Here is an 18,984-nt window from a genome sequence, read left to right as displayed (position 1 = left end):
TAAATATCTATAAAGCTTACGCTACACTTTCTTTCCGTTCTGCTACAAAACAAGCTATGCCTAATACCAGACCAAGGCCCACTAGAACCGCACCGACCCAAGGAAGCGAAGTGATCGCTAGATGAGAAATAACCCAACCACCAATAAAGGCACCCGCTGCGTTACCGAGATTCCCGGCGGAGTGGCTGGTCGTTGAAGCAAGTGCAGGGGCTGCCTGAGCCAGACTCATAATCCGTATTTGCAGACCTGGCATGACCGCAAAGGACACCATACCCCAGAAAAATATTGTGATTACCGCAGCTATTGGGCTATGCATCGTGAAGGAAAAGATCGTTAGAATCATACTGACTGCAAAATAAAGTCCCACGATAGAAGGCATCAGCTTCCAATCCGCAAGCTTTCCGCCAACGATGTTCCCGATGGTCACCCCACAGCCGAATAAGACTAGAATCCAAGTCACACTATGTTCAGCAAAACCAGTCACTTCTTCAAGCAGTGGAGTAATATATGTGAACACGGTGAACAAGCTGGCGTTCCCTAACGCCCCGATCAATAAGAATAGCAGCAGCTTTGGATTAGCCAGAGCAGCAATCTGCTGGATAACACTCGCTGGTTTCTCTTGTTTAAGCTTTGGAATAAAAATGAGGATGCCGATCAGCGCGGCGACTCCCATGACAGCAATCGCTGCAAATGAGGCCCGCCAGCCCATACTTTGTCCAATAAATGTTCCTAGAGGAACTCCGACAATATTGGCTATCGTTAAACCTGCCATCATAATAGATACGGCTCCGGCCCGCTTATTGGGTTGTACAAGATTGGATGCAATGACTGCGCCAACCCCAAAAAAAGTACCATGAGTTAAAGCTGTAATTATACGAGCTACCATGAGAACGGTATAGTTGGGTGCAAACACAGAGATTCCGTTGCCCAGTATAAAAAGAATCATGAGAAGGCATAACAGTTTCTTTTGCGGAATGCGCTGCGTGAGAATGGTCAGGATGGGTGCGCCAACGGCCACTCCAAGTGCGTACATTGTAATGAGTTGGCCAGCAGTCGAAATACTAACCTGTAAATCGTTGGCGACATTTGGTAAAATACCCATAATAACAAACTCAGTCATACCAATCGCAAAAGCGCCTACCGTAAGAGAAAGTATAGAGATGGGAAAGGGCTCTTTCCCTGCTCGTTCTTTGCGTGTTTGTGCCTTGTTGAGGTTTGGAATTGCATTCATGATGCCGATGTTCAACCTTTCTTCTGCCTGTAATGAAGCTCCACCTTGGTTAAGATGATAGATCCGACATGTAAGTATTGCTTTTCTATTATTTAGTTTTCTGAAAATATTTTCAAGATAAATATTTTTTCAGATAGTTTTCATTTTTATAGATCATTGAAGGGATGGTTATTTATGAATGTTGAAGGCCAAGTCCAAGTACTTGAATTGCCGGAAATGAAGCAAGAATTTAATAACAGTTTGCAGAGTAATGATCTTGGATTGGATATAGAAATCTATCAAATTGCGAACCCTTCCTGGCCCGATGAGGCTGAAGTGTTCCTTCCTTTGCGATGAGAAAAAATTATAAGCAGGCAGCTTTAATGGCGCTTCAGAACTTTGACCTGGATTGGACGCAGATTCGTTTTAACCAGCTATCGGATACCTGTACCTTTGTAATCGAAACTAATAAAGAGGGAACTTTTTTACTGCGCCTTCATTCGGGGAGATCTAAAGAGGAAATCAACTCCGAAATCGCGTGGCTGGAGCTTTTGAAGAGCAAAATTGATGTCCCCCTGCCAAAAGGTGTTCACGATCGCACAGGTGCTGTAACGTTCAGAGTGGAACAGGGAAATGGAGAAGGTGTGTATGCCTCTTTAATGCGTTGGGTTGAAGGGGAACATGCGAATGAAAGACTTACCGAAGAACAAATTTACAAAGAAGGCGTTCTATTAGCCAAGCTACATAAGGCGGCACAGGAGCTGGAGTTACCCTCTGGCTTTAATCGTCCTGTTTGGGATGAGCATAGCTTTCGAAAAGCAATGCTTCGTTTAAAGCTGCATTATCATTGTTTTCTTACGGATGATGAGTTTGTGCTGTATCAGTCGGCAGCTGAAAAATTATACAACTGGTTAAGCAAGCAGCATAAAAATAAGAACAGAAGGTCTTATGGCGTTATCCATGGAGATTTACATCAAGGCAACATCATATTTAAAGAGGGCGAACCTCGGCCGATTGATTTTGGAAGATGTGGTTGGGGTTATTATCTTTATGACGTGGCACATACCCTTCTTGGACTGTATCCATTGCAAAGAGAAGGGGTCATTAAGGGGTACGAAAGTATCGCCAAGCTCGATGGGGAGTGGGTTCAGACTTTAGAGAATTTTACGGTCATGGTTATGATCGAAAAATATTGCCATCACGTATCCGATCCTAGGGAAACTGAGGGTCTAAAAGCAGAACAGCCCTATGCGCTAGCGATCCTGAAAAATTATCTTAAGGGAGAACCCTTTCTTTTTGACAGGATTGAGATTTAACGTATAAAAATAGGGTCTCTTTGGGGAATTTATATAAAGTTCCCTAAGGAGGCTATTGTGATGAAAAAAAGCTGGATTGCTCCCCTTCTTGTCGCAGTGATGCTTGTTCTGACGCCACAACCTTGCTCCGCTAATAGGTTAATTCAACCTCAATCTATAACGCCCTCCAGGTCTGATTCGGGACTTCAACTGCCAGATCAAGATTCTCGCGAACTTAAGTTTCAAGACATTCTGATGTTATTTCTTTTACCCCATATTGAGAAAAAAATTGCAGATATTTATTCACCGCTTCTGCGAGAATCGCCAATGGTTTATCCTTACTTTGTGGATGTGACTGAGGTGAAGCGGCTCAATGGTTTCCGTGGGTTTGATTTCTTGATTACACTTAACGTATATCCTACAGTAGGTCCACATATTTCAGTTGGAGAAGATACCATGACTTTTAGGATCTCTCCTGGTCCTAAGGTGAAGCTTGAATCGTTCAAGCATCTAAAAGACCCCAAAAAGTCAGACTTCCCACCAAATTATCAGAACATCCTGAGATAGTGTAGTTTCGGTAAGGCGGGCGGAAGAGTAGATGTTAATATGTGCCGCGCGTTGAGTTATGAGGCGAGCTATTTTTACATGAGTAGGGAGTTCTGCGGTAAAGGTAATGGGTTGAGTAGGGAAGGGAGTCTTAGGAGATGGTGAGTGAGAGGGGAGGAAGGTTGGGCTAGTGGCGTGATGAGGGTGTGCGTGAGGGGATAGAGGTTGGGTTAGTGGCGTGATGAGGGTGTGTGAGAGGGAATGAAGGTTGGGCTAGTGGCGTGATGAGGGTGAGTGCGTGTGTCCGGGAGTGGGTAAACGGGATAGTTGCAGTTTATACACTTATTTGCAGGAGATAAGAAGCTTAGTCACTTTTAGTTGCATTTGGTGCAGTTAAAAGAAGTCTTTTCACACTAATTTGTTAATATCGATGAATTTAGTTGCAGAGAATACACTTATTTCGCTCGGGCAGCACTATGTATTGTTTATAGTTGTATAAAGTGCAATTAACTCATACATTCACAAACGATTTTAAGCAAAATAAAAAAGACATGGGTCAATGTGGCAATACCAAACTCATACCCAACTCATACCCAACGCATACCAAACTCATGCCTAGCCCACCACACACACTCCGATCTTTGGGGTGTTTTTTTTGTGGTTAGACTTGTGGTGGATTAATGGCGATTATGGTATTATGAAATTAGTGAATGTATTGATTTAAGTTACTAAATTCAAATACGGAGGTGCGAGGGATTGGGTGATCATAAATTCGAAGGCGTACACAAGAGGAGCAATTTTAACGAAATTAAAGATAAAGTCACTAGCGATAGCGCAAGTAACAACGAGGATAAAGTTAAAGTAGGTGTAGCTACTAAAGATGGGCAGTTGGGGTTTCTTTTTACAAGGGGAGGTCTTCGGGAGGGTGCGGGTAGAAAAAGCACTGGTGTAACTAAAAAGGTATCTTTGACGTTATCTGAGGACGTTTGGCAGGAGATAGAGCAGGCTTGTGCGGATCAGAACGCATCTCGCTCTCAAGTATTTCGGAACATTATTGAGGCGCATTTTGTAAAGGAATCTAAGGAGAGTTAGGTGAAGTCTTTGCTAATCCATGTATCAAAAGATTCTCTGAGTACCGCTTTACAGGCAGCATTAAAAGCCATATCCGCGAATAGTTCCTCACGTGTTCTATCTGGAATACTTATTCAAGCGCAAACTCAGGGTCTGATATTAACAGCCAGCAATATAAGAATGACCATTGAATATAAGCTCCCTGTAAAAATGGATTCGGTGGTTGTGCACAACACAGGTGAGGTCGTAGTTCCCGCACGTTATTTTTATGAGATCATTCGTAAGCTTGATCCTGGACTAATTAGGCTGGAAATCGTAGAGTCATTGATATTAAATATTCAATCAGGGAACACTCAATTTCGTTTATGTGGAATGGATGCAGCAGAGTTTCCGAGAATCCAATACATAGATCATCCAAATATTCAAAGGATAAGCATGAAGAACATTCTCTTGAAGCAAATATTTAAAAGAGTGGTTTTTGCGGTCTCTTCATCGGAAACCAGACCTGTGCTCACAGGAGTTTTGCTTCAAATAGATAAGCGAAATATTCGTGTAGTCGCCACTGATGGCATCCGCTTCGCCCAGCATATTGTTGAAAGCATAGAAGATTACGGTGCAATTCCTTTAGATGTTGTAATCCCGGGCAGCAGCCTGGAGGATCTTTTAAAAATATTAAGCGATGATGCAGACAGCAGCACCGATTTAGAAATAGGCCCCAAGCAGATCAGATTTATTTCTAATGGATTGAGGGTTCAGTCTGCCCTTCTAGAAGGAACTTATCCCTCTGTCAATAATTTAATCCCAAAAGCGTATCTCTCCGAAGTGATTGTTAAGACAGACCGTTTGTTACATGTGGTTGAACGTATTTCTATATTGGCTGGTGAGAGTGTTATGCTCAGCGTACTTCCTTCTAACACGCTAAGTTTAGTGTCCAAGACTGCAGAAATTGGGGATGTAAAAGAAGAGATTCCTTTGGAACATCTAGAGGGTGATCATTTTCGAGTAGCCTTTAACGGAAAATATTTCAGGGACATCCTTCGGGCGATTGATAGTGAGACGCTTAGAATCAGGTTCGCGGGAAAAGAAAGACCGCTGGTGATCCTGCCTGTAGACGCATCTTCGTCCACACTTTTTTTAATTACTCCTGTGAGGACGCATGATTGAGGATATGTTAATTGCAGTATTTGAGTAGATTTGGGTGAATAGCTGCAACTGAGTCCGAGCAATTGCTGAAAAGAACGCCACCTGCCAAATCTGCTCCTAAACGTGCTAACCAGTGCTTAAACTAACTGTCTATGGCTCAACTTATCTACTCCGTGCGCGGAATTAGCTGCCTATTGCTCAACCTATCTACACCGTGCGGAATTAGCTACCTATAGCTCAACCTATCTACTCCGTGCACGAAATTAGTTACCTATAGCACAATCTATCCGCCTACGTCTCGAAACCAGTTACCTTTTGCTCGATCTAGATCGTAGCGGACCGTACTGCAGCTATTTCAGCATATGGGTTTATTTTGCGAAGGTTTCGGACTGTATAGCACCTATTGCCCTTGATTTACTCAGAAAAGGAGTACATTTGAGCGAATAGCTGCAACTGAGTCCGATAGTGTGGCAAAACGAGCGAAATTATGGAAATAAGAGCAACTGAGTCCGAAATAGCCCAAACCCACTTCAGCATCACAGCTTTCCCAGACGGGAATGAGGTATATTTGATCTGGGAGGGGATGGAATGCATAATGCAAAGACGGCCATATTTTATTTCTCAGGTACTGGCAATACGGAGATTATTGCTAAGCAATTTGCTGAAAGGCTAAGAAGTAAAGGGCAAGACGTAGATTTGTTTAGAGTGGAAGATATTATTAAAGGCACTCGTTCTGTAGAATATGAAGCCTATGATCTTATAGGTATTGGTCATCCGGTTCTAGGCTTTGGCGCTTCCGGTTTTGTTGAACATTTTGCAGATCAGCTGCCTGAATGTAATGGAACCCCGGCATTTGTATTCAAAACGGCATCCTCTCCACACTATATCAATAACGGTGCTTCGAATACGGTTCTTCGTTCTTTGCGTGGGAAGGGATATATCCCTTTTCACAATTCCATTTTGGCGATGCCATGTAATTTTTATATCAAATATGATGACAGGTTGAATAAGCAGTTGTACCAAGCCGCACAGCGTAAGGTGGAATTGTTTGCAGAGGAAATCGTAAACCGAACACCACGAAATCTGCCGATTCACCCTGTGTTGGAGCGGGTTCTGAGAACAGTATATTATTGTGAGGAACACCAAGGGGGAAAATACTTCGCAAAAGGATTGCGTACAACGGACGCTTGCACACTATGTTTAAAATGTGTCAGCAACTGTCCAACATCCAATATTAGTAGCGGCGTAGAAGGAATTGTTTTCAGTCAAAATTGTTTATTATGTATGCGTTGTGTTTATTCTTGTCCTCAGAAGGCAATCCAAGCGACAAGACTGAAGGCTAGCGTAGTAGATCCCTATACTGGAGGTCCGAATCTTCATAAACTAATGAAGGATTCTGCGAATGATGGACGGTTTGTTACTCCCAAATCCAAGGGCTACTATAAGCATTTTATTAAGTATTTGGAGGAATGACATATGAATCTGTTTCGGATGGGATCTAAGCCACTGGGGATTGAGCGGATCAGCACATTTTTGGAGGATAATTATGTGAGTATCGGCTACCCCGGAATAGGGGATCTGGAGAATCTAAGCATAGAGGAACTTCGTGATCGATTAATCGGTACTTACCAATATAGTGAGCCGGAGCTTATGCAACATCTGCAAGCCCTTCAGCTATTTGTACATACGATGCAAGATGGAGATTATGTGCTGGTGGCCGATGGAGATTGGGTACATCTCGGAGACCTCGGAGATTATTTTTACAACGAGTTAAATGATAATGTTGACGAGGGTACTTGCCATCGGCGTGGTGTGACGTGGTTGAAAAGTCTGCCGATTTCTGAACTAAACGCAGGCGTGCGGGAGTTATTTAACCAAAGTGCACCGGTTGTACAATTTAAGGGTCCAAAACCAAGTGCTCGCTTGGATCTGTGGATTACAGGTGTTTCTACTAATGAACAAGAAGTGAATAGTCCGCTGGAATTGGATGAGGAGACGCTCTCTAAGGCGCTTAATATTTTGAAAGAAGCTTTGATTTGTGATGACTCCGAACGACGGGAACGAGCAGCGATTGCGATTTTACAATATGCGAAGTAGAGCACCTCTTCTATATCGGGCACACGGTTCATTATCTTCATGATGAGTTCCAATTAAAAAAAATGTTCCACCCGCTACTTGCCTCGGATGGAACGTTTTGCTGTATCTATAATCAGATGAACTCAACGAATTCGTTGACTGGCTTACGGTAGCCGCGGGGTCTGATTTTATGTTTTTTGTCTTTGCCGATCGTGATCAGCATAACAGGTACCATATGATCCGGCAGATTCAAGGTGGATTGGATAACATCAGCATCGAAGCCGATCATCGGGCAGGTATCCCAGCCTTTATCTTTGGCGATCAGCATAAAGTGCATGGCCGAGAGAGAGGCATTACGTATTGCTTCATCTCTTTGAAAAGCATCCTTATCAATGTAAGCATTGTTAATCATCTCTATTTGCTCATCATATTCCTCTTGTGACATCGCTCCTAAAGCTTTAAGCCCGCCATAGATTTCTGGAGCCTGCTGATAAGCATGCTTATCTCCTAGCACTACAATAACTGCTGAAGCAGTATGGATTTTATATTGGCCGTAAGCCGCTTCGCGAATTTCTTCTTTTAAGCTCTCGTTAGATATCACTTTGTAATTTGTATGCTGTAGATTATAGGCCGATGGTGCCAATCTGGCGTAAGAGAACATTTCCTCTAATTCATTCTGAGGGATGGTGACCCCTTCCACAAAATTCATAGCGGATCTGCGGGACTGAATCAAGTCTGTAAAAGCGCTCATAAGTATTCCTCCGTTGTGTATGTGTTCGGTTGTAAAATATAAACACCTGATATTTGTAAATGTACTAACTAAATGTTACTAACTCAAAATAACACAGCCTATAAAATTCGTCAATGATAAAATTTATTGAAGTTAATCTTGAATACCCTGTTGTCAAAAAATAGGACATAAATTAGGATATTAGGATATGTAAAAACACGGTGAATGAAAGGGTGGATAAATTGATTAATAGTAGAGAACGATTGATGATAGATTTACAAAGAATCGAAGAGAATGACTACGAGCTTAGAAGTGGACAGGACATAAAGGATTATGTGAAGTTGATGCTTGAGCATTTAGGAGATCCCGAGCCTGTGCTGCGTGATGAATTGATTTATTCCACATTCTACAAATGGATTAATGAGAAACATTGGTTTAATGATGCGGAGCTTCGTGAACTGCTGTGGATACTCCTTGACGAGCAGCATCTATTTTATCACATTGGGAACAAAGAAGATCAGACGGTGTATACAAGAACATTTTCTGTATTGGTTGTTGCTCTTATTCTCCAGCGGCATAGGGAAAAGGCTATATTGGATAGCTCTGAATTTACAAAGGTGAAGCAGGGTTTAATTCGTTATTATAAGGAAGAACGGGATTTAAGAGGTTATATGGAAAAAGAAGGCTGGGCACACGCAGCAGCACATGGCGCAGACGCCTTGGATGAGCTGGTTTTTATGCTCGGAGAGTGATGCCGAGGTGCGGGAAGAGGTTCTGACAGTTGTTCAAAAGATGCTTTATAACGATCAATACATATTCAGGGAGGAAGAAGATGAACGGATTGCTACTATTATAGTTACAATCATCGATCATCATTTACTTCCACAGCAGTCTATAACCGATTGGATTCTCAACTTGGCGCAATGTGGCAGTTGGCCTAGAAGCCACAGCCAGTACGTTACTCGAATAAATACAAAGAACTTCCTGCGTTCTCTTTATTTCAGGTTACTTCTAACAGAGAAGAATATGGACATTGTGGATGTTTTATTGAAAACTGAGAAGAATTTGAATGAATTTGTACATTAATTCACTCAAACGGTTTTAATTAACACTGGTAATTTAAATAATTTATTATAATGTAATAAAAATCACAAAATTTTATGGAAATTCAAAAACTTTGTGACATTTATAACTTGATAAGTGCTATAATAGAAATATGGCGTTAAAAGTTCTTATGTTTTTCATTACTATTAAGCAGCAAAGCTTATTGCAGAGGAGATTTGGATATGTCAGAATCAATCACTCAAACACAACCTGAACAAGAATCACCAAAAGTAGCTGTTAGCAAGGAACAAATGGATGTTCTAGAGCAGCTCTTGAAACCAGAAGTTCAGGAATCATTAACAGTCTTGGTGGAACAGCTGCCAAAATTAACTGAGCTTGTTGGCGTGCTTACAAAGTCCTATGACTTTGTGCAAACTGTCGCAGCGGATGATGTCTTGAAAAGTGATACGGTAAGTGCAATTAAAGAACTTGCTGAACCTGTAGTGCATTCCGCGAAGAATATGGCAGCTACAGTGATCGAAGCAAAAGATCGTGCGAATGAAAGTAACGAAGTTATTGGTCTTTTTGGTCTTATGAAGTTGTTGAAAGATCCGCAAGCGCAAAAGCTTTTCCGTTTCGTAAATGCATACCTTCAAGTTGCTGGAGAACGCAGTAAGCAGAAATAATCATTTTCATATCTTATTCGTAAGGGACGGAGGAAACATCATGTCTAAACATATTGTCATTCTAGGAGCAGGTTATGGTGGTCTACTAAGCGCCTTAACCGTACGCAAGTATCTCAAAAAAGATGAAGCTAAAATTACTGTAGTTAATCAGTATCCTACCCACCAAATCATCACAGAATTGCATCGTCTTGCAGCAGGTAGTGTTGCAGAGGGTGCTGTTGCTATGCCTCTAACTAAGCTTTTCGCAGGTAAAGATATTGACCTGAAAATCGCGAAGGTTAATTCATTTTCTGTGGAGAACAAACAAATTGTTCTTTCTGATGGTGTGACACTAACTTATGACGCGCTTGTTGTAGGTCTTGGCAGCACTACAGCTTATTTTGGCATTCCAGGGCTTGAACAATACAGTATGGTATTGAAATCAGCTGCAGATGCTAACAAAATTCATCAACATATTGAGGATCGTATTCGTGAATATGCGAAATCGAAAAATGAAGCAGATGCAAACATCCTGATCGGTGGCGGCGGCTTAACCGGCGTTGAGCTTGTTGGTGAAATCGCGGATGTATTGCCTACACTTACTAAAAAATATGGCGTTGATCCTAAAGAAATTAAGCTTATGCTCGTTGAAGCAGGTCCTAAAATCCTTCCAGTATTGCCAGATGCATTGATCGAACGTGCTGTAGCAAGCTTGGAAAAACGTGGTGTTCAATTCTTGACAGGTCTTCCTGTTACGAATGTAGAAGGCAATGCGATTGACTTGAAAGACGGTCAAAAAATTATTGCTAACACGTTTGTATGGACTGGTGGCGTACAAGGAAATCCACTCATCGGCGAATCCGGTCTTGAAGTTAACCGCGGTCGTGCAACGGTGAATGAGTTCTTGCAATCCACTTCCCACAAAGATGTATTCGTTGCTGGTGACAGCGCTGTGGTCTTTGCAGAAGATGGACGTCCATACCCTCCAACTGCTCAAATCGCTTGGCAAATGGGTGAATTGATCGGATACAATCTGTATGCCTTCTTGAAAAATAAATCGTTTGAAAGCTTTAGCCCAATCAACTCTGGTACGCTTGCTAGCTTAGGCCGTAAAGACGGTGTAGCCATCGTTGGTGCAAGTTCTACTCCGTTAAAAGGCTTGCCTGCAACTCTGATGAAGGAAGCAAGTAATATTCGTTACTTGTCCCACATTAAAGGATTGTTCAGCCTAGCTTACTAATATAGTTTAACCCTAAACCCTGCTCGAATCTGAGCGGGGTTTTTGTTATTGTTTTTTTAGTGAAATGTTTGCATTATTGATGTTTCGTAGTAGGCTGTATTCATTGTATTTGATATAATAGATTGGGTTATATTAACAGAGGTAGTTAGAGGAGGATTTCATTTATGATATTCCAACAAAACGATGTCATTCTGTTTCAAGGTGACAGCATAACAGACTGGGGACGTAATCATGAAGACGCTTCATCGCTTGGAGTGGGTTATGCAATGATGGTCGCCGCTCGTCTGGGGTATTTATATCCAGAGAAGAATCTTACTTTTATTAACCGTGGCATTGGTGGCAACCGTATTGTTGATTTACAGGGGCGTTGGGATAAGGATTGCCTGGATTTGAAGCCGACTTGGGTGTCCATTTATATTGGAATTAACGACACTTGGCGCCGTTTTGATTCTGGTGAAGAAACCACTCCCGAGCAGTTTGAAGCTTCATATCGGGACCTGATTAAACGCACTCAGAAATCTTTGGATGCTAAATTAGTTCTTATAGAGCCTTTTGTTTTGCCTGTACCGGAAGATCGTAGAACTTGGCGTCAGGATCTTGATCCTAAAATTCATATTGTCCGCGAGCTGGCACGTGAATATGGGGCGCCGCTGGTTCCGCTAGATGGACTTTTTGCAGCGGCCTCCGTAAAAGCAGAACCGGCTTACTGGGCATATGATGGAGTACATCCTACTCCTGCAGGTCATGCACTTATTGCGGATGCTTGGCTCAAAACGATGGGAGCAATCTAATCAATTGTCATTTTAAGACTAGAACCACGCTTTAATAAGCAGGTTGTAGTCTTTTTTTAATCGCGTGTTAGTAAAGTCGTTTTTATATATTTATAGACACTGTTATAATTGGAATATGCTTATGTATTGGAGGCGATTCGCATTAGGCGGTTAATATGGATAGCACCTTTGTTATTGGTCGTAGTGTTAAGCGGATGTAAAAGTGATTTGGGCTTCATCAATGCCAGATGGATCGAAGGCGTGTCGTTGACACCCGTGGCAACTAGTGATCAGAAACAAGCGGATCGTCCTTTGCACTCAGAGAGCTTAACGCTAAAGGATTCTGTTTTGATCAAGACGCTTGCGGAGGCTATGAACAAGAGTAAAAAATTTTCTGATGATCTGGATTGGGGTCCGGAATTTGAAATGAAGCTTGTTTATGGGGACGGCTATTCGGAAGACTATTACATAGCGCTTGGAGATCAACTTGGACATGAAGGGATGTTTACTACAGCGGAGAACAGCAGTCAGGGCTACACGATTCCTGTGAAAAACTCTGACCAGTTAAGAAAGCTCATTTATGGAACAATCGATACGGAGAACATTGAACAGGCAGACCCTGTGGAGACTTCTGTCGAGGTAACAGGTCCAGTAACCCTATCACATAATGAACTGTCTCCGGTCACAGGCAGAGCGGGATTTTTAAATCTGCAACTGCTAGAGGGGACATATAGCGAAGATTGGACTACACCCAGTCCGTTAACGGGAAGAAACTGGAGTGGCCGATTTAGACTAGTTGTGACTGATGAACAAGGGAAAACGCTGAGTAGCTATCCGTTAAATGATCAATTTGCCCAGACCTTTAATGATTTTTTCCAGCTTCAGTTTGAGGATTATAATGGAGATGGTGATCCCGATTTTACGATCGGACAATATGGAACGAGTAACGGTTATTTCTATAAGCTTTTTACACTCAGAAGAAATAACGTGATAGAAGAACTGCCTATTAAACCTGAAAATCAGCTGTTTATCAGCAGTCCTGAGCGGTATTCCATAAAGCTGGATAAAGTTGATGAGCATAGCTTCAAGAGAAGTTACTACGATAACGCAGCAGGCAAACAAGTGGAAGATACTTTTCAGTGGGTAGGGAGTGCATTTCAGAGGCTGGACAATTGATTAATTCATGAAGTGAGAGGAATGTGTGTTGGATGACAAGTGATACGGTACAAGATTTAGAAGGGTTAAAAGCTATTGGAAAAGTGGTGGGCCACACCATCGCCGAGATGAAAAAGAAAGTAACCCCTGGGATGACGACTGCGGAGTTGGATCTTATTGGAGCTGAGATTCTGGAAAGCTTCGGAGCATCCTCAGCCCCGAAGATAACTTATAATTTCCCGGGCAGCACCTGCATCAGTGTGAACGAAGAGGTTGCTCATGGTATTCCGGGTCCGAGAGTGATTAATGCCGGCGATTTGATCAACATTGATGTCTCTGCTGAGCTGAATGAGTATTATGGGGATGCTGGCGTTTCTTTTCAACTGCCGCCCTATAACGATGATATTCTGCGTTTATGCCGGAGTACTGAGGAAACCATGATGAGTGTGATCAATCATCTGCGGGCAGGGATGAAGGTTAACGAGATCGGCAGAATGATGGAACTTGAAGCTCGCAAACGCGGTTATAGAGTGGTGCGTAATCTGTGCAGCCATGGAATTGGCAAATCACTGCATGAGAAGCCTTTTGAAATTCTACCCTTCTATAATCCAAGAGTGACCACAGTACTGAAGGAAGGACAAGTAATTACAGTAGAGCCTTTCCTCTCGACTGGAGCGGACTATGTTGAGCAGCAATCGGATGGCTGGACGCTAAGTGTTGTAGATAACGGTCGGGTAGCGCAGTTTGAACATACGATTATCGTGACTAAAGGTGAGCCTATTATTCTGACTAGTGTGTAAGCCCGAATAGCGACTTAAAGGGGTGGAGGATGGAGGGGGATATGAGCAAAAGCCCTTACCCGGACCCTCCGTTCCTTCCATGTCGTTAACGAAGTTGTTATTAGCCGTGATAAGTGGCAATGCGGTAAATACTTTAAAGAGACCTGTCTATTTGACAAGTCTCCTTTTTTCTAGGATGAGGCGTTACGCTTATATCCTATATTTGGCATAAATTATCGATGTTTTTTTCAATGGAATGATAAAACAGGTCTTCCGCATGAAGGACATAGGCCATGTATTCTTCCATCTGGTCAGTAAGTGTAAATTCATTCATGATATACTGCCTGGTCATAACATTCCTTAAAAGTTCCCATTGTTCGATGCTTTGCCGAGCACAATGAATGACATCGCTGAGAGCATTAGGATTTGCTAAGGAATTCAGCAGCAACAGCAATACTTTTTTCCTATCTGAATGACGGGTGAGCGTCGTCCGGGTTAAAGAGTAAAGGTCATGGGGGCGGTTTGAAATCTTTGTATTGAGGATGAAACGTCCACTTGCAAACAGATTGTTCAGTTCCTGGATGGCTGATCGTCCGATATATTCCAGGCGGCCTTCGGTACAAGAGGGCGGCTTATAATAATTCGATAGTGCGGTTCTTAAAATGAGCGTGGCTCGGGCTGGCAATTCAGCAAGCTCATCTTGATTAGGATGCACTGTGAAACAGGAAAACTGCCGATTGTAGGCATCCATAAACGAAGTTTTGGCATCTTGACCGATATTTTTGTTATGCGGATAAGGCTTGAAATACTCTTTGTTGTAATTTATATAATTGTCCAAGAAATAAAAATCAGTTGCCGTCTGCCCTAGGATCAAAAATATATGCCCATCCACAATATGATCTGTTTCCAGAGCCGGGTTTAATTCAAATGTTCTATAAAAGGGGACTCGTTTCATTAACGTATTGACAAATACGACTTCGTTATTTGCTAACAGTGTCTCTATCGTCTGGATGGCTGCCTCTGCATTGTTGCTAAAAGTATGTTTATTAGCGACTGTTATATAATCCTCGGGATCTTTGATCTCGTTCAAGCTTAATTCAAACTGGTCACTGTCAGTATGGGTAACTAATTTCAGATTAAAATCATCTAAAAACATCTTGTACAATACGCTAGAGTCATTGACATACCTCTTTAGCATGAAAAAAATATTACGGGTATAGCAGTTTCCCAGTGACTGTACCTCTGCAATAGGCTCCCCTGCAGAATTATAGTAATATTCCATTTCTAACGTCTGCAACGTCTGCATAATTGTCCCTCCAACTGCTGCTAATTCTCCAATTCATCCCTTGGAGCCGAGCGCGCTTATTATTTCGCCCAATAATTTGGTTTCGTCTGTTTGTATGGTCAACAGAGAATGTTTGAGTGCGTCTAGCACCTTGGGGTCCATGGACAGATTATACCGAAGCACCATATTTCTGTTCAGAAGAGAGCGTTCTTCAAGCTCAGTACAACGCTCAATCCATCGGTCGCTTTGCAGCAGGAGTTTTATTTGTTGGAGATATTTAAGTCTTAAAACCATAAGCTTCTTATGCTCCCACAGCAAATGATAGGCTCTAATGTCAAGCTCAGGGTCATCTTCTTTAGGATGCTCCATTTGATAAATGAGGTGTTGGTACACACTTTGTCCATAGATGCTGGTAATGGTATGGTTAATAAAATCGAATGAGCGCTTGGAGGATAGATATCGCTGCAAGCTGTCGACAATCTGTTCGACGTTTAAATCAAATTCTGCATCGATTTTGCTAAGCAAAGTTACACGCGTAATAAAATTTTCTTCCCCGGACAGATAGTCAAAGGCGGATTCCAGTTCGGAAAAGGTGCATTGAGCGGTCATAAATTTACCGCCCGTAATATTGTCCCGAATGCAGACTGTTTGGCGATCAAGATCGTAGCCGTAAATTAATGTCTCGTGAAAACGGTGTTCTTTGCCGAACTCCTGATATGCAGATATAAAGTACCGGTCGAGATGGCACCATACATAGCAATCGCCGTTGATAGAGTCTACTACAAAATCCGTAAAGGAAGACCACTTGGAAATGATGGTTCTAGGCAATATGAACTTATTGAGAAATGGGCAATAATCAACAAGAAGCTCATGATTGTCAAAAAAGTAAGTTTCCCAATCCGTTACATATCTCAGCTGAATGAAGTTGGAATAAACCCAGGGCCATATGCGGTTATCCGAAGAAATAATAGAAAACAAAGTCCCATAGGCGTTGGAAGTATTTATTAGTGGATCGGAAACGGGTAAAGTAATTTTACTCAATTTACACCTCCATATTCCCCTTATATGTAAATGAAAATGAAATAAATGACATTATTATACTATAATAATTGTTCATTCCAATTATGTGATGATAATCATATTATGATAATAAAGGGAAATGGTAATCTGGCGAAGAATAGTACTTTTGGAAACATTTTGACATACGTTTCTCTGATAAAAAAGCAGCAGAATGTGATGGGGGGAGCGATATATTGCGAATAGTGGTTTGTTTAAAGTTTATTGCACACGTGAACAAAAACAATGTGCGTGGCATTGATGATGGCCGTAAGATCTCGGCCTCACCGCCACCGAAGGCAACCTTTGAGCTAAACTATCCGGACCGGCAAGCCATCCATGTGGCATTGGAGCTGAAGAATAGCTGTAATGCTAATGTAACTCTTATTTCCATGGCCCCTCCCGGTTGTAAAACGGCTCTGCAGGAGTTTATGGGTTATGGAATCGATGAGGCAGTCCTGCTCAGCGACGCTTCTTTTGCCGGTTCGGATACATTGGTGACATCGCTGGTACTGGCTCGTGCTGTTGAGAAGCTTGGTGGATGTGATCTGGTTCTGACCGGCAGCCATTCAACCGACAGTGATACCGGTCAGGTAGGTCCGGGAATCGGCGAGTATCTAGATATCCCCCACGCGATAAATGTAACACGGTTTGAGGATATTTCGACCGATGAGGTATTGTTCCACCGCCAGCATGACGAAGGGGTAACAACCAGACAGTCTTGCCGGCTTCCGGCAGTATTGAGTATTGGTGGAATGACAGCCGTCTCTGAGTTGAAACCGCTAACAATTGCTGCCAAATTGCATGCCAGAACCAAGGATATTCTGGTATGGTCCTGTCATGACCTTGGCCTTGACCCACAGACGGTTGGTTTGGCAGGCTCGGCTACTGAAGTAGTTTCAGTGTACGAACAGCACTCCGAAAGAAAGGGGATTTTGCTGGAAAGCGATGAATATCTACGGGTATTGGAGCCGATAATCAGCAAAATCAGCGAGGTTAGAAATGGATGATTAGGATTGATCAGGAACAATGCACATATTGCCTCCTGTGTTTAAAACGCTGTCCCGCCGCTGCAATCAAGGATGAGGATGAGGGCTTGCGTATCGACGTTGCGGCATGTACTTATTGCTCAGTCTGCACGTCTTGCTGTCCTAACCAAGCCATTATAATGAAAGACAGGGCACAGGAGACCAGACAACCGTACCCTGAGCATGAGGGTATTTGCCTTGTTGTTGAACATGCTGAGGGCGCTCTCTCTTCATATTTTCCGGAACTGGTTACCGCAGCAAAACAGCTGCAGGCTATGAGAGCCCAGCGCATTTACGCTTTGGTGGTCGGAGAGCGTATAGAAGACCTAGCCCAGCGTCTGCTTCAGTGGGGAGTAGATGAGGTGTGGATGGTGAACAAACCGGGAATACAGCGTTACGCCGAAGATATTCATTATAATTTGATTTCTGCGGTGCTCCGGGATCAAAGACCGTCTGTCGTGCTAGGTATGGCCAGCGCATGGGGAAGGTCTATTTTCCCCAGAGTCGCAGTCCGCCTGCGGACGGGGCTATGCGCCGATTGCATCGATTTGAAGATGGGACCGGATCACGGGGATTTTATTATTACCAGACCGACGCAAATGGGCGAGCAATTCGCTGAGATAAAAATACCGGCAAGACGGCCGCAAATGGCAACTGTAAAAACCAATTTTTATTCCGCTGCTGAGACCGCACACGTCGCGCAGGGCAAGATTGTTGATCTAAGCTCCCTGTATTCTTGCTCTTCCTCAGTCCTGCAGTTTATGGGAGTAATTGAAGAAGCCGCGGGCAAGGAGAACATCGAGACTACAGAAATTATTGTTGCTGCCGGGAGAGGCATTCAAAACGCAGACAATCTTCGTTTAATCTATGCGCTCGCCGATGCGCTTGGGGGGAAAGTAGCGGTTACCAGACCGCTTGTAGAATGTGGATGGATGGATAGTATGCATCAAGTCGGACTGACAGGTAAAATGGTCAAGCCCAAACTGTACATCGCCTGCGGAGTGTCTGGGGCAGTGCAGCATAAGGTTGGGATGCATCATTCGGAGACGATAATTGCAATAAATACGGATCGCAATGCACCTATCTTTGATTACTCCACATATGGGATCGTAGGCGATCTTTTTACAGTCATACCTGAAATATTGTCGGCATTGAACACAGTACAGGAGGTTGGGCGATGATTGAGAAGGAGCTATTAAGACAACAAACGCTGCATACGATTGGCGTCATGCTCGATGAGCACTTGCTTCAGAAGGAGGATATGTTCAGGTTTCAAAGCGATGTCCACGACACATATTCTCCGGAATACATCCGGAGCGAGATGGAGAATTGGTACAGAACATTAGGAATCGAATATATCATCCAGCGAAAATTTTCACTTCGGATGCCGCAGTTTACGAGAGAAGAATTAGAAGAAGCGGACCGAAGAAACGAGATCATTTTATGTGTTCCCCAAGGCGTCAGTCGCAAGCAATTAGGCTGCTTGTTTAATATCCGCAATTGGGCGCTGGAGAGTGAACTGGTCGCAGCAACTCCGGAAATTGAGGATTTCTGGTTCACCGTTCCGCGGACAACCGAACCGGATATGCTGGATCGGACGGCTGTGGAAATACAGCGTACATACAAGAAAACCGGAAAATTGGGAATGAGTCTGGAGCGGTATCTGGTATTTGTCGCCCGTATGAGGCATCTGACAGGACAAACACCGGATATAAGGACAAAGATGTGGATTACCAACGGCAAATATGAAGGAAAGGCGATGCTTGTGGTTGGTTTCGACTCGGCTGGCGAGTTTACAGCACATGGCTGGATGCCGAATTTCCACTCGCCTATGGTGGGCGGACGTTATACCTGGATACCTGACCATATATAAACAGTAAGGAGACGGTTA

General features: G+C 43.0%; 21 protein-coding genes. 17 read left to right on the top strand and 4 right to left on the bottom strand.

The window, feature by feature from the left end; translation table 11 throughout:
- Positions 1–16: 16 nt before the first annotated feature.
- Positions 17–1,231 (bottom strand): MFS transporter, encoded by a 1,215-nt coding sequence (locus MKY63_RS29640; protein ID WP_036686510.1) that lies wholly within the window; start codon positions 1,229–1,231, stop codon positions 17–19.
- 174 nt (positions 1,232–1,405) lie between these two features.
- Between MKY63_RS29640 and MKY63_RS29635 the strand changes: the two genes are divergently transcribed.
- The 7 genes from MKY63_RS29635 to MKY63_RS29605 all read left to right on the top strand — a co-directional run bounded on the left by MKY63_RS29635 (position 1,406) and on the right by MKY63_RS29605 (position 7,362).
- The gene (locus MKY63_RS29635; protein ID WP_155288118.1) at positions 1,406–1,567 is read left to right on the top strand and encodes a hypothetical protein; all 162 of its coding nucleotides are present in this window, start codon (positions 1,406–1,408) and stop codon (positions 1,565–1,567) included.
- Positions 1,568–1,593: 26 nt separating this feature from the next.
- Positions 1,594–2,526, top strand: coding sequence for a phosphotransferase (locus MKY63_RS29630; RefSeq protein WP_339810827.1), 933 nt, complete (start codon positions 1,594–1,596; stop codon positions 2,524–2,526).
- 60 nt (positions 2,527–2,586) lie between these two features.
- Positions 2,587–3,072, top strand: a complete 486-nt coding sequence (locus MKY63_RS29625) for a DUF3888 domain-containing protein (protein WP_339810826.1) — start codon at positions 2,587–2,589, stop codon at positions 3,070–3,072.
- A 735-nt stretch (positions 3,073–3,807) separates the two neighbouring features.
- Positions 3,808–4,143: a hypothetical protein gene (locus MKY63_RS29620; RefSeq protein WP_249267736.1), complete on the top strand. Its 336-nt coding sequence runs from the start codon at positions 3,808–3,810 to the stop codon at positions 4,141–4,143.
- Complete coding sequence (gene dnaN / locus MKY63_RS29615; protein WP_339810824.1) at positions 4,144–5,286, top strand: DNA polymerase III subunit beta; 1,143 nt, start codon at positions 4,144–4,146, stop codon at positions 5,284–5,286.
- Between the two features lie 567 nt (positions 5,287–5,853).
- On the top strand, positions 5,854–6,738 hold the full coding sequence (locus MKY63_RS29610) for an EFR1 family ferrodoxin (RefSeq protein ID WP_038570079.1): 885 nt from the start codon (positions 5,854–5,856) through the stop codon (positions 6,736–6,738).
- A gap of 3 nt (positions 6,739–6,741) precedes the next feature.
- Positions 6,742–7,362, top strand: coding sequence for a hypothetical protein (locus MKY63_RS29605; protein WP_076317100.1), 621 nt, complete (start codon positions 6,742–6,744; stop codon positions 7,360–7,362).
- 112 nt (positions 7,363–7,474) lie between these two features.
- Here the strand turns inward: MKY63_RS29605 and MKY63_RS29600 are convergent, their stop codons facing one another.
- On the bottom strand, positions 7,475–8,092 hold the full coding sequence (locus tag MKY63_RS29600; RefSeq protein ID WP_036685885.1) for a nitroreductase family protein: 618 nt from the start codon (positions 8,090–8,092) through the stop codon (positions 7,475–7,477).
- Between the two features lie 212 nt (positions 8,093–8,304).
- Here MKY63_RS29600 and MKY63_RS29595 point away from each other — a divergent pair, with 212 nt between their 5' ends.
- From MKY63_RS29595 to map, 7 genes are all read left to right on the top strand, one after another.
- Positions 8,305–8,823 carry a DUF2785 domain-containing protein gene (locus MKY63_RS29595; RefSeq protein ID WP_256717399.1) on the top strand — a complete coding sequence of 173 codons (519 nt, stop codon included), beginning with the start codon at positions 8,305–8,307 and terminating at the stop codon, positions 8,821–8,823.
- Positions 8,795–9,157, top strand: coding sequence for a DUF2785 domain-containing protein (locus MKY63_RS29590; protein WP_256717398.1), 363 nt, complete (start codon positions 8,795–8,797; stop codon positions 9,155–9,157). Before MKY63_RS29595 ends, MKY63_RS29590 begins: the two co-directional genes overlap by 29 nt.
- 200 nt (positions 9,158–9,357) lie before the next feature.
- The gene (locus MKY63_RS29585; protein WP_036685888.1) at positions 9,358–9,801 is read left to right on the top strand and encodes a DUF1641 domain-containing protein; all 444 of its coding nucleotides are present in this window, start codon (positions 9,358–9,360) and stop codon (positions 9,799–9,801) included.
- Between the two features lie 40 nt (positions 9,802–9,841).
- Positions 9,842–11,020 (top strand): NAD(P)/FAD-dependent oxidoreductase, encoded by a 1,179-nt coding sequence (locus MKY63_RS29580; RefSeq protein ID WP_036685891.1) that lies wholly within the window; start codon positions 9,842–9,844, stop codon positions 11,018–11,020.
- A 164-nt stretch (positions 11,021–11,184) separates the two neighbouring features.
- Entirely contained in the window at positions 11,185–11,811 is a 627-nt protein-coding gene (locus MKY63_RS29575) for an SGNH/GDSL hydrolase family protein (protein WP_076100709.1), read from the top strand.
- 168 nt (positions 11,812–11,979) lie between these two features.
- Entirely contained in the window at positions 11,980–12,966 is a 987-nt protein-coding gene (locus MKY63_RS29570) for a hypothetical protein (protein WP_141118534.1), read from the top strand.
- 32 nt (positions 12,967–12,998) lie between these two features.
- Positions 12,999–13,745: a type I methionyl aminopeptidase gene (gene map / locus MKY63_RS29565; protein WP_076274924.1), complete on the top strand. Its 747-nt coding sequence runs from the start codon at positions 12,999–13,001 to the stop codon at positions 13,743–13,745.
- Between the two features lie 196 nt (positions 13,746–13,941).
- Here map and MKY63_RS29560 read toward each other — a convergent pair whose 3' ends face one another.
- Positions 13,942–15,030 (bottom strand): hypothetical protein, encoded by a 1,089-nt coding sequence (locus MKY63_RS29560; protein WP_076147175.1) that lies wholly within the window; start codon positions 15,028–15,030, stop codon positions 13,942–13,944.
- Between the two features lie 33 nt (positions 15,031–15,063).
- Positions 15,064–16,050, bottom strand: coding sequence for a hypothetical protein (locus MKY63_RS29555; RefSeq protein ID WP_076274925.1), 987 nt, complete (start codon positions 16,048–16,050; stop codon positions 15,064–15,066).
- 221 nt (positions 16,051–16,271) lie between these two features.
- Here MKY63_RS29555 and MKY63_RS29550 point away from each other — a divergent pair, with 221 nt between their 5' ends.
- The 3 genes from MKY63_RS29550 to MKY63_RS29540 all read left to right on the top strand — a co-directional run bounded on the left by MKY63_RS29550 (position 16,272) and on the right by MKY63_RS29540 (position 18,966).
- Entirely contained in the window at positions 16,272–17,075 is an 804-nt protein-coding gene (locus MKY63_RS29550; RefSeq protein ID WP_339813655.1) for an electron transfer flavoprotein subunit beta/FixA family protein, read from the top strand.
- Between the two features lie 86 nt (positions 17,076–17,161).
- Positions 17,162–18,274, top strand: a complete 1,113-nt coding sequence (locus MKY63_RS29545; protein ID WP_339810817.1) for an electron transfer flavoprotein subunit alpha/FixB family protein — start codon at positions 17,162–17,164, stop codon at positions 18,272–18,274.
- Positions 18,271–18,966, top strand: coding sequence for a hypothetical protein (locus tag MKY63_RS29540; RefSeq protein WP_036685905.1), 696 nt, complete (start codon positions 18,271–18,273; stop codon positions 18,964–18,966). The genes MKY63_RS29545 and MKY63_RS29540 overlap by 4 nt, the downstream gene beginning before the upstream one ends.
- The last annotated feature ends 18 nt before the right edge of the window (positions 18,967–18,984 follow it).

Origin of the sequence: Paenibacillus sp. FSL R7-0189 (assembly GCF_037969925.1) — a bacterium.
GTDB lineage: Bacteria > Bacillota > Bacilli > Paenibacillales > Paenibacillaceae > Paenibacillus_AQ > Paenibacillus_AQ odorifer.
This window is presented reverse-complemented; position numbering and strand designations above follow the sequence as displayed.

Excerpts from the sequence above, each read along its gene's own strand:
- MKY63_RS29605 (WP_076317100.1), top strand. The coding sequence starts at position 6,742 with ATGAATCTGTTTCGGATGGGATCTAAGCCACTGGGGATTGAGCGGATC.
- MKY63_RS29580 (WP_036685891.1), top strand. The coding sequence starts at position 9,842 with ATGTCTAAACATATTGTCATTCTAGGAGCAGGTTATGGTGGTCTACTA.
- MKY63_RS29625 (WP_339810826.1), top strand. The coding sequence starts at position 2,587 with ATGAAAAAAAGCTGGATTGCTCCCCTTCTTGTCGCAGTGATGCTTGTT.
- MKY63_RS29560 (WP_076147175.1), bottom strand. The coding sequence starts at position 15,030 with ATGCAGACGTTGCAGACGTTAGAAATGGAATATTACTATAATTCTGCA.
- MKY63_RS29600 (WP_036685885.1), bottom strand. The coding sequence starts at position 8,092 with ATGAGCGCTTTTACAGACTTGATTCAGTCCCGCAGATCCGCTATGAAT.
- MKY63_RS29640 (WP_036686510.1), bottom strand. The coding sequence starts at position 1,231 with ATGAATGCAATTCCAAACCTCAACAAGGCACAAACACGCAAAGAACGA.
- MKY63_RS29540 (WP_036685905.1), top strand. The coding sequence starts at position 18,271 with ATGATTGAGAAGGAGCTATTAAGACAACAAACGCTGCATACGATTGGC.
- map (WP_076274924.1), top strand. The coding sequence starts at position 12,999 with ATGACAAGTGATACGGTACAAGATTTAGAAGGGTTAAAAGCTATTGGA.
- MKY63_RS29575 (WP_076100709.1), top strand. The coding sequence starts at position 11,185 with ATGATATTCCAACAAAACGATGTCATTCTGTTTCAAGGTGACAGCATA.
- MKY63_RS29585 (WP_036685888.1), top strand. The coding sequence starts at position 9,358 with ATGTCAGAATCAATCACTCAAACACAACCTGAACAAGAATCACCAAAA.
- MKY63_RS29590 (WP_256717398.1), top strand. The coding sequence starts at position 8,795 with ATGAGCTGGTTTTTATGCTCGGAGAGTGATGCCGAGGTGCGGGAAGAG.
- MKY63_RS29635 (WP_155288118.1), top strand. The coding sequence starts at position 1,406 with ATGAATGTTGAAGGCCAAGTCCAAGTACTTGAATTGCCGGAAATGAAG.
- MKY63_RS29610 (WP_038570079.1), top strand. The coding sequence starts at position 5,854 with ATGCATAATGCAAAGACGGCCATATTTTATTTCTCAGGTACTGGCAAT.
- MKY63_RS29630 (WP_339810827.1), top strand. The coding sequence starts at position 1,594 with ATGGCGCTTCAGAACTTTGACCTGGATTGGACGCAGATTCGTTTTAAC.